General features: G+C 39.8%; 2 protein-coding genes and 2 rRNA genes. All 4 read left to right on the top strand.

The window, feature by feature from the left end:
* Positions 1–81: 81 nt before the first annotated feature.
* Positions 82–2838, top strand: a 23S ribosomal RNA gene (locus tag AC3HD6_RS21655).
* Positions 2839–3015: 177 nt separating this feature from the next.
* Positions 3016–3123: ribosomal RNA gene (gene rrf / locus AC3HD6_RS21650) — 5S ribosomal RNA — on the top strand.
* A gap of 568 nt (positions 3124–3691) precedes the next feature.
* Positions 3692–4858, top strand: coding sequence for a T9SS type A sorting domain-containing protein (locus AC3HD6_RS21645; RefSeq protein WP_488898204.1), 1167 nt, complete (start codon positions 3692–3694; stop codon positions 4856–4858).
* Positions 4859–4997: 139 nt separating this feature from the next.
* Positions 4998–7649 (top strand): 4-alpha-glucanotransferase, encoded by a 2652-nt coding sequence (locus AC3HD6_RS21640; protein ID WP_488898203.1) that lies wholly within the window; start codon positions 4998–5000, stop codon positions 7647–7649.
* The last annotated feature ends 30 nt before the right edge of the window (positions 7650–7679 follow it).

Genomic DNA, 7679 nt, shown 5'->3' with positions numbered 1-7679 from the left:
TTAAGATCATTGACATTAACGGTAAAGACATCACAAAGAGAAAACCGAGCGCATAAAGCGCTTGAGTAACCTAAAAATAGGAAAGAAATCGTTAAGGGCGTATGGCGGATGCCTAGGCTTTCAGAGGCGACGAAGGACGTGGTAAGCTGCGAAAAGCTGCGGGGATTGGCACACACGAATTGATCCGCAGATGTCCGAATGGGGCAACCCGGCATGTTGAAGACATGTCACCTCGTAAGAGGAGCAAACCCGGAGAACTGAAACATCTAAGTACCCGGAGGAAAAGAAATCGAAGAGATTCCGTAAGTAGTGGCGAGCGAAAGCGGATTAGCCCAAAAGTCTTTATATATTTAGAAGAACGTTCTGGAAAGAACGGCCGTAGACGGTGATAGCCCGGTATTCGAAAGGTATATTTGGATGATAAATGAGTAGGGCGGGACACGTGAAATCCTGTCTGAATATGGGGGGACCATCCTCCAAGGCTAAATACTCCTGAAAGACCGATAGTGAACAAGTACTGTGAAGGAAAGGTGAAAAGCACTTCGAATAGAAGGGTGAAATAGAACCTGAAACCGTACGCCTACAAGCGGTCGGAGCAGCATTAAGCTGTGACGGCGTGCCTTTTGCATAATGAGCCTACGAGTTAATTTTACTAGCGAGGTTAAGGTATTAAGTACCGGAGCCGGAGCGAAAGCGAGTCTGAATAGGGCGGATAGTTAGTAGGATTAGACGCGAAACCTTGTGATCTACCCATGGGCAGGTTGAAGCTCTGGTAACACAGAGTGGAGGACCGAACCGGTTGACGTTGAAAAGTCTTCGGATGACCTGTGGGTAGGGGTGAAAGGCCAATCAAACTGGGAGATAGCTCGTACTCTCCGAAATGCATTTAGGTGCAGCGTCGTATATAAGTTTATTAGAGGTAGAGCTACTGATTGGATGCGGGGGTTTCATCGCCTACCAATTCCTGACAAACTCCGAATGCTAATAAATGTTCTACGGCAGTGAGGGCATGGGTGCTAAGGTCCATGTCCGAGAGGGAAAGAACCCAGACCAACAGCTAAGGTCCCAAAATATATGTTAAGTTGAAGCAACGCGGTTGGACTGCATTGACAGCTAGGATGTTGGCTTGGAAGCAGCCATTCATTTAAAGAGTGCGTAACAGCTCACTAGTCGAGCGGTCCGGCATGGATAATAATCGGGCATAAACATATTACCGAAGCTATGGATTTGTATTTAAGATACATCTGGTAGGAGAGCATTCTATTTGCGCCGAAGCAGTACTGTGAGGTATTGTGGAGCGGATAGAAAAGAAAATGTAGGCATAAGTAACGATAAAGCAGGCGAGAAACCTGCTCACCGAAAGACCAAGGCTTCCTCAGCCATGCTAATCAGCTGAGGGTTAGTCGGGACCTAACGCGAACCCGAAAGGGGTAGTGGATGGACAATGGGTTAATATTCCCATACTTGCTCACGAATAAAGGGGACGGTTGGATGTAGCTGCTGGAGACTGACGGAATAGTCAAGGCCTAGCCTTCGGGCGAAGCTGCTGCAGTGTAATCTGATCCAAGAAAAGCCGAAGTGAAGCAACCCGTACCAAAACCGACACAGGTGGTCGAGGAGAGAATCCTAAGGTGCTCGAGTGAGTCGTGGCTAAGGAACTAGGCAAAATAGTCTCGTAACTTCGGAAGAAGAGACGCCATCAGCAATGGTGGCCGCAGTGAAGAGGCCCAGGCGACTGTTTATCAAAAACACAGGACTCTGCTAAATCGAAAGATGCTGTATAGGGTCTGACACCTGCCCGGTGCTGGAAGGTTAAGGAAGGTGCTTAGGGTTAAACCGAAGGCATTAACTGAAGCCCCAGTAAACGGCGGCCGTAACTATAACGGTCCTAAGGTAGCGAAATTCCTTGTCGGGTAAGTTCCGACCTGCACGAATGGTGTAACGATCTGGGCACTGTCTCAGCCACGAGCTCGGTGAAATTGTAGTATCGGTGAAGATGCCGATTACCCGCAATGGGACGAAAAGACCCTGTGAACCTTTACTATAACTTCGTATTGACTTTGAGTAAGTAATGTGTAGGATAGGTGGGAGGCTTTGAAGCAGGCACGCTAGTGTTTGTGGAGCCGACGTTGAAATACCACCCTTTACTTACTTGGAGCCTAACTTCTTTTAGAAGGACATTGCGTGGTGGGTAGTTTGACTGGGGTGGTCGCCTCCAAAAGAGTAACGGAGGCTTTCAAAGGTACCCTCAGCACGCTTGGTAACCGTGCGTAGAGTGTAATGGCATAAGGGTGCTTGACTGTGAGACCAACAAGTCGATCAGGTGCGAAAGCAGGACATAGTGATCCGGTGGTTCCGTATGGAAGGGCCATCGCTCATAGGATAAAAGGTACTCCGGGGATAACAGGCTAGTCTCCCCCAAGAGCTCACATCGACGGGGAGGTTCGGCACCTCGATGTCGGCTCGTCACATCCTGGGGCTGGAGAAGGTCCCAAGGGTTGGGCTGTTCGCCCATTAAAGTGGCACGCGAGCTGGGTTCAGAACGTCGTGAGACAGTTCGGTCTCTATCTATTGCGGGCGTTAGATGTTTGAGAGGGCTTGATTCTAGTACGAGAGGACCGAATTGAACAAACCTCTGGTGTATCAGTTGTACCGCCAGGTGCACCGCTGAGTAGCTACGTTTGGAAGAGATAAGCACTGAAAGCATATAAGTGCGAAACTCGCCTCAAGATGAGACATCTTTTAAGGGTCGTTGTAGATGACGACGTTGATAGGCTATAGGTGTAAAGACAGTAATGTCATAGCCAAGTAGTACTAATTACCCGTAGATTTATAGCCTATTGGTTGCTGTAATCTATAATATAATATATAAATAGACAAGTACTTTATGCGCAGTAAAGGTTTTGTCTTTGTGAAAGTTTTTATCGCTTAAAACAGGTAGCAGATGGTAGCTATCAGGTAGTAGGGAAAACCTACAATCTAATACCTATAACCTGCAACCTTATATACAACCTTTAGGGTGGTTTTAGCGGTGGGGCTCACCTGTTCCCATTCCGAACACAGAAGTTAAGCCCACCAGCGCCGATGGTACTGCTAACGCGGGAGAGTAGGCCGCCGCCAGTTTTTATTTTATTTTTAAAAGTCTCATACAGCAATGTGTGAGACTTTTTTTTGTTTTATACTTTTATACCCAGGGGAAAGAAAAGAGAAAACATCAGTAATGAGTAATCAGTAATGATACTTGTATACCAGTGTTTCTGTTACTAAATTCCTATCACTGTTTTCTTATTCGTTCTTTACTCTTTTGTTTTCTATTCTTTATTCTATAACAGATATACTCCTGATATCAATACATCACACCAATATGTATCATTCATACCTCCTTCCTAGCCCTGATAGCAACGGTTACCCCGCAGCAAGAGTTGGGGAGCGGCAGGGTTTGAGGGTAGCCGGCTCAGAGTGAGGAGTATGAGTGGATAGCAGGATTAAGCTCCTGAAATGTATTCAAGTATTAGTGTATTTTATTAATTTCTCGCTATATACTATTTGTCTGTTTAATTGGTAATATTTTATTATTTGGGTTAATTTATTGTCAACTTTGTCTAAATCATTTCTTTTTTTTGTTTTTTAATGAGTAAATTATGTAACTTAGTCATATTAAAATGATTACAAATCTAAAAATATACATTCTATGAAAAAACATTTATTCCCTTTATTTTTATTGTTGCTAGGTGTGAATGCGCATGCTCAACAGGATTTTTTTGCTATTGCAGGAAAGGATACCCAAGGTATTAATTTCAGTGATCTTCGTGCAATGGATGTAATGAATGGTACTTCAGGTGAGAAGGTTTTTACTGCTGAATCCCCTTCGAAGGTTATTTCGCAAACAAGAAGAGGTGTAGTGACAGAGGATAAAAATTCTTATAATAATTCTCAGGCTGTAACAATGGCAGCATTGGCCTATGATTCATCAAATAATAATCTGGTGTACATGCCTATGTTTTCGTCTAATATTTATGTTTTAAACCCTCAAACTAAGGAAATTACTTTAATTGAAAATTCTGTTGTAAAAGTAACATCATGTGATATTAATTCTCATATTACAAGAATGACTACAGGCTATGATGGAAATATCTATGCCATTAATAATTCAGGGACACAGCTTTTACAGATCAGTAAAAAAGGTGTACAATATATAGTCAGTGATTTGGGAATCATAAAGGATGATGCTTCAAATGGCAAAAATTCATTTACAGCAATGGAAACGGGATTTGGTGGAGATATGATTGCAGATGCGGATAATAATTTCTATATTTTTGCTGCTTCAGGGAATGTTTTCAAAGTATCTCCTAAAGAATTAAAGGCCAAGTTTGTGGGTAAAATTACTGGAATTCCGGATAACTATTCTGTAAATGGTTCTGCAGTAAACGCTCAGGGAAAGGTAGTGATAGCAAGCGCTAAAGGAGCATCTTTGTATGAAGTGGATCTTGGAACTTTGCAGGCTAAGCAGCTTCCAGGAGAACAGAACCTGCATATCTATGATTTGGCAAGTAAGTATTTTGTTAATGACAGGGCTTCTTTAAATAATGGATTAGCTAACCTGGATATTTATCCAACCAGAGTTGATGAACAGTTTATAAATGTTCATGTGAATAATAAGAATGTAAAAGGAAATATTAAGATGAATGTTTTCGATATGTCCGGTAAAAATGTAATGAGCCAAAGTTTGTCCGTTAAAGACGGGACACTGGATCAGAAGGTTTACTTTAAAGGATTGATTAATGGTGCTTATATTGTAAGCATAGCTGATGAACCAGGAAAAGTAATATTGAGTAAGAAAATTCTGATTACTGAATAATTGGCTAAAAAGTGATCTATAAAATTTGACTTATCATAAAAGCCTTTTCAATCTGATTGAGAAGGTTTTTTAATGATTATTTGATATTCAACAAGTTTTATTTTTCGATATTAAAATGTACTTTTATAAAAAAATATAGATGAAGCTATACTTTAATGTAGGATATATTGTAAAAGCCGGAGAGAATCTGCAGTTGGTGATTCGGGAGGAAGGTGCAGCGGCTCATATCCATACGATGTTTTGTGCAGAGAATGGTTTGTGGAAATGTGAAGTGGATTATTTTTCCAGATCTGTTTCTTATGAATACAGAGTTGTTAATGAAAAAGGAAACGTTTTAAGAGACGAGTTTGTTCAGCATCATCTTAATTTTCCGCACAACTATAAAGAGTTTATTATTTTTGATGAATGGAATAACAAAAACTTTCCTGAGAATTATTTAAATAATAAAATTCTTTACAATAAGTTACATGACTTCATACCAGAGAAATCAACAATTCTAAAGAAACATACTCATCTATTCAGACTTGAGGCTCCTATTTATAATCCAAATTGGAGAATTGTATTGTTTGGAAATACTGCATCTTTAGGAAACTGGGATTATAATAGAGTAGTTCCTTTGTATCAGACTGATTTCGGGCTGTGGGAAGTATCTGTAGAAATTCCTGAAAATGAATTCATCCAGTATAAATATTGTATTTACGATACAAAACAGAATAAAGTAATAGATGTAGAAACCGGAGAAAACAGATTTACGGTTACTAATCCTTTGCCGGATGTATTGCAAATTGTTTCCAATCATTATTTCAAATTTAAAGGGTATCAGATGTATCACGATGCCGGAGTTGCCGTTCCTGTGTTTTCTTTAAGAAGTGAAGAAGGATTTGGGGTGGGAGAATTCTCAGACTTAAAAAAACTGGCAGATTGGACAAAGGAAACGAATCTTGGAATTATCCAGATCCTTCCTATTAATGATACCACTGCAAATTATACATGGACGGATTCTTATCCCTATGCAGCAGTGTCTGTTTATGCTTTACATCCTCAATATATTTCATTAGAAAAGCTTGATTTTTCTTTACCGAAAGAATTAGTTAAAGAATATGAGTCTGATAAAGAGGCGCTCAATACTCTTGATCTTATCGATTATGAAAAAATGATTGCAGGGAAATGGAAGTACCTGAAGGCTATTTTCTATGCAGAAAAAGATAAAATTTATAAGGACAGAAACTTTAAAAAATTCATTAAGGATAATGAATACTGGCTGGTTCCTTATTCTGCTTTCTGTGTTTTAAGGGATAAATATAAAACACCTAATTTCAATGAGTGGAAAACTCATAAAAAATATATCGCAGGAAAGATCGCTCAGTATTTTACAATGAAAAGTAAGGACTATGATCTTTCAATGCTGCATGCATGGGTACAATACCAGCTTCATGTACAGCTGAAAGATGCTGTAGATTATACCCATAGTCTTGGAGTTTCTCTGAAAGGAGATCTTCCTATTGGGATCTACAGATACTCTGTGGAAGCATGGACTGAGCCCGAACTATTCGGAATGGATTTCCAGGCTGGTGCACCACCGGATCAGTTTACAGAGCTGGGACAAAACTGGGAATTCCCAACCTATAACTGGGAAGCTATGAAGGCGGATGATTACAGATGGTGGAAAAATAGATTCAAAGCATTAGAGCAATACTTTGATGCCATGAGGATCGATCATATTTTAGGTTTCTTTAGAATATGGAGAATGCCGATTTCAGCCGTACAAGGTATTTTAGGATATTTTTATCCTGCTGTTCCTATTGTTTCAGATGAATTTAAAGCCTGGCAGATTCCGTTTGAATTTGACAGGTATTGTAAGCCATTTATCAACAATGAAATTTTATGGAAATACTTTGCAGGAGATAGTGGAAAGGCTCTTGTATTTATGGATCGTAAAGAAGATGGAACTTATTCCTTCAAAAAAGAATTTGATACCCAGAGAAAACTGGTAGATTTCTTTAAGAAAAAACCACATGGCCCGCTTGAGGAAAAGTTGATTTCCCTTTGTGCGAATGTTTTGTTTTTACCGGAAGAGAGAAAAGGTGAAACAGTATATCATCCAAGGTTCAATGTTTATAATACAGAATCTTATCAATATCTTCCTGAATCCGAGCAGAAAAGTATTTATGATTTGTACCACGATTATTTCTTCAGAAGACAGGATCATCTTTGGTATGAAAAAGCAATGGAGAAACTTCCAATGATCCTGAATGCTACAAAAATGCTTATTTGTGGAGAAGATTTGGGGATGGTTCCTGCCTGTGTTCCGGTTGTTATGGATGAACTGGCTATTATTGCCCTGAAAGTTCAGCGTATGCCTGCAGAGAATATTCCATTCTATGATCCAAGATATGCCAATTATATGAATGTGGTTACTGCCTCTTCTCACGACAGCTCTACCCTGAGACAATGGTGGAAAGAAGATTCGGTTTTGACTCAAAGGTATTTTAACCAACAATTGGTTCAATATGGGAAAGCTCCACAAGATTTAACTGCAGATTTGGCTGAGATTATTATGAAGCAGCATTTATATAATGAATCAATGCTGGCAATTTTCCCGATTCAGGAATTCCTTGCTACAGATGCTGCACTTACCAACCCTAAGATGGATAATGAAAGGATTAATAATCCTGCTGTTTTTCCACATTACTGGCGATATAGAATGCATATCAAGCTGGAAGATCTAAAGAACCAGAAAATTTTCAATGAAAAAATAGCTCACTGGATAAAAGATAGTGGGAGGATGTAAATTTAACATTTGATTATCAGTTAGTTAATA

The organism is Chryseobacterium sp. II3a, assembly GCF_057815135.1.
This window is presented reverse-complemented; position numbering and strand designations above follow the sequence as displayed.